This is a genomic window from Streptomyces murinus (assembly GCF_002154555.1).
GTDB classification, from domain to species: domain Bacteria; phylum Actinomycetota; class Actinomycetes; order Streptomycetales; family Streptomycetaceae; genus Streptomyces; species Streptomyces murinus.
This window is the reverse complement of the sequence record NZ_MUNF01000651.1, coordinates 1-3324: the sequence shown is the minus strand read 5'-3', so window position 1 is coordinate 3324 and position 3324 is coordinate 1. Positions and strand designations below refer to the sequence as shown.

General features: G+C 70.7%; 4 protein-coding genes. 1 reads left to right on the top strand and 3 read right to left on the bottom strand.

Annotated elements, in window-relative coordinates:
- Positions 1–563, bottom strand: a 563-nt coding sequence (locus CCN72_RS32340; RefSeq protein ID WP_086811757.1) for a VOC family protein, incomplete at its 3' end; no start/stop codon positions are given.
- A 256-nt stretch (positions 564–819) separates the two neighbouring features.
- Here CCN72_RS32340 and CCN72_RS32335 point away from each other — a divergent pair.
- Positions 820–1065, top strand: a complete 246-nt coding sequence (locus CCN72_RS32335; RefSeq protein ID WP_037659718.1) for a WhiB family transcriptional regulator — start codon at positions 820–822, stop codon at positions 1063–1065.
- 44 nt (positions 1066–1109) lie between these two features.
- On the opposite strand, the gene CCN72_RS32330 is transcribed toward CCN72_RS32335, so the two are convergent.
- A complete protein-coding gene (locus CCN72_RS32330; RefSeq protein WP_086811755.1) occupies positions 1110–2087 on the bottom strand; it encodes an acyl-ACP desaturase in 978 nt (325 codons plus the stop codon).
- A gap of 229 nt (positions 2088–2316) precedes the next feature.
- Positions 2317–3093, bottom strand: a complete 777-nt coding sequence (ddaH, locus tag CCN72_RS32325; protein WP_086811753.1) for a dimethylargininase — start codon at positions 3091–3093, stop codon at positions 2317–2319.
- Between the last annotated feature and the right edge of the window lie 231 nt (positions 3094–3324).

Sequence of the window (3324 nt, the reverse complement as noted above, 5' to 3'; positions counted from 1 at the left end):
GTGTATACGTGCGTCAACCCGGCGCCCGCCGGGTTGACGCACGTATACACACCGCCCGGGAAGGACACGCCGGAGGTCTCCAGACCGAGCACCCGCTGGTAGAAGGCGGCCGCCGCCGCGATGTCCGGGGTGTGCAACTCGGCCCAGCACAGCGCGCCCGGCGCGTTCGCCACCTCCACGCCCTTGGTGCGGCCGGGCTGCCAGACCCCGAACGTCACCCCGGCCCGGTCACCGAGGACCGCCATGTGCCCTTGGCCCATCACATCGACCGGTCCGAACAGCACCTGCCCATGGGCCTGTTCGACGGCCCGGGCGGTCGCCGCCGCGTCCGCGGTCCTGAAGTACAGCGTCCAGGCCGGCGGCCCCTGCTCGGGCCCGCACCGCATGCCACCCGCGACGGTCTTCCCGTCCAGCTGGAAGAAGCCGTAGCCCCCCGCGTCCGGGCCCGCCGACTCGAAGTGCCAGCCGAACAGGGAGCCGTAGAAGGAGCGCGCGCCGTCGATGTCCGGAGCGCCGATGTCGAGCCAGTTCGGCGCGCCGTCGACGAAATCGGTGGTGAGCATTGCCGCCCTCCTCGAAGGGTCCCGTCCCGTGCACTGCCGAGTCTGGCACCGCCCACTGACAATCGCCGCCGGAGGCCCGTCGGGGCCCGCCCTCACCTTCGGTGACCCGGCATGTCCGCTGGGTTTTCGAAAATTCCGCGCGCCGCCGTGCAACCGACCGGCCCCGGAGAGCATCATCGATGCGGCCGGGGGCCCCGACGACGGCGTTGAGCGCGCGTTGATCGAACGTTTTTCGCCGATCGGCAAGATCCTGGCCATGCACCTCGACACCATCACCCCGGCCGACCCGACCTGGCAGGCGCAGGCCCTGTGCGCGCAGACGGGACCGGACTTCTTCTTTCCCGAGCCGGGCAGCTCGGTCCGCGAGGCGAAGCGCATCTGCGGGATGTGCGAGCTGCGCCCGGCCTGCCTGGAGTACGCCCTCGCCAACGACGAGCGCTTCGGCGTCTGGGGCGGCCTGTCCGAGAAGGAACGTCTCGCCCTGCGCCGCACCTCCGGCTGACCGGCCGCCCGCGATCGGGGCCGGTCAGCCGGTGACCGTCTCGCTCAGTGGCCGGCGGCCCGCGCCGCCATCCGTGCCTTGCGCGCGGCCAGCTTCTCGTCGAACCGGCCGGCCTCCGTGTCCAGGCCGCCCATGAACAGGCCGAGTTCCTCCTGCGCCTGCCGCCCCTCGGGGCCGAGGCCGTCGAGCTCCATGACCTTCAGGAAGCGGAGCACCGGCTGGAGCACGTCGTCGTGGTGGATGCGCAGGTTGTAGACCTCGCCGATCGCCATCTGCGCGGCGGCCCGCTCGAAACCGGGAATGCCGTGCCCGGGCATCCGGAAGCCGACGACGACGTCCCGGACCGCCTGCATCGTCAGGTCGGGCGCGAGCTCGAACGCCGCCTTGAGCAGGTTGCGGTAGAACACCATGTGCAGGTTCTCGTCGGTCGCGATCCGGGCGAGCATCCGGTCGCACACCGGGTCACCGGACTGATGGCCGGCGTTGCGGTGCGAGATCCGGGTGGCCAGCTCCTGGAAGGCGACGTAGGCGACCGAGTGCAGCATCGAGTGCCGGTTGTCGGACTCGAAGCCCTCGCTCATGTGCGCCATGCGGAACTGCTCCAGCTTGTCCGGGTCCACCGCGCGCGAGGCGAGCAGATAGTCCCGCATCACGATGCCGTGCCGGCCCTCCTCGGCCGTCCAGCGGTGCACCCAGGTGCCCCAGGCGCCGTCGCGGCCGAACAGGCTGGCGATCTCATGGTGGTAGCTGGGCAGGTTGTCCTCGGTCAGCAGGTTGACGACCAGGGCGGTGCGACCGATCTCGGTCACCTTGGACTGGTCCTTCGCCCAGGCCTCCCCGTCCTCGAACAGGGCCGGGAAGTTGCGCCCGTCGCCCCAGGGCACGTACTCGTGCGGCATCCAGTCCTTGGCGACCTTCAGGTGCCGGTTCAACTCCCCTTCCACCACTTCCTCCAGCGCGTACAGGAGCCGGGCGTCGGTCCAGACGGACGGGCTGCCGAGATGGGAGGAGGTGATCGTCACGGGAACTCCAGGGGACGCCGAACGGGGGAGAGCACAAACGAGGGGTACCGGCGAGCGGTGCCGAGAAACCTACGTGATCGTAAGCTACGAGTCCGTAGGTTACGAAACCGTAGGTTAAGGCCGTCGTAAGAGAGTCCCAGATCAGGTGGTGCGCCGGGATCGTCCGCGGATACGGAACGGCCCCGGGACACGCCGGTCCCGGGGCCGTCGGAGGGAGCGATTCACCCGGTCAGGCGTACAGCTCCCGCAGACGTACGGAGAGGCAGGTGACCGAGCCCTCCAGTTTCTCGAACTCGCCGATGTCCACCGTGACCACCTCGTAGCCGAGGTCGGTCAGCAGCTCGGCGGTCTTCGGGGCGCTCGCCGCCATCAGCAGCTGGTGCCCGCCGAGCAGCAGCACCTGCGCGCCGGACTCCTCGGGCACCGCGAGGAAGCCGGGGAACAGCGAGGGCCGGTCCATCTTCGGGATGTGCCCGATGACGGTGCCGTCCGGCAGCGCGGTCACGGCCGACTTCAGATGCAGCACCTTGCTCACCGGTACGGCCACCACCCGGGCGCCCAGCGGCTCGAACGCGGCCCGCAGCTGCTGCACACCGGCCGCGTCGGTGCGCCCGCTGCGGCCGACGTAGACCGTGTCGCCGACCTTCAGGACATCGCCGCCGTCCAGGGTGCCCGGGTCCCAGATCCAGTTCACCGAGCAGCCGAGGCCGGCCACCGCCTCCTCCACACCGGCGGTCTCCGGGCGGCGGGACGCGCTGCCCGGCCGGGTGATCAGCGCGACATTGCGGAACAGGACGACGGTGTCCTCCACGAACACCGAGTCCGGGCAGTCGTCGGCCGCTTCGACCTCGCAGGTCTCCCAGCCGTGCGCCCGCAGCGCCTCGACGTACGCCTCCCACTGCTCGGTGGCGAGCCCGACGTCGACCTTCTGCCGCTCGGCATGGGTCACCAGGCCCTCGGCGAGACGGGGGCTCGGGCGGCGGACGAGAGCCTTCTTGCTGGGCACGACGGGCCTTTCCGGTCGGGGACGCGGTGCCTGCGCCGCTGGTGCGACGCCGGTCCGCCATCATGCAGCCCGACCTGGCCAGGACAAAACCCCCGTCATCAGGCTGTGGCCCTCCTGAGACGCTCCGCCGTACCCGCGCCGCTTCCGGACGCCCTAGGTGTATTGACCCGGAGGGTTGTTGACGCGGCTGATCGGGGGCTGGCCTCCGATCGCGGTGTGGCAGCGGTGGTG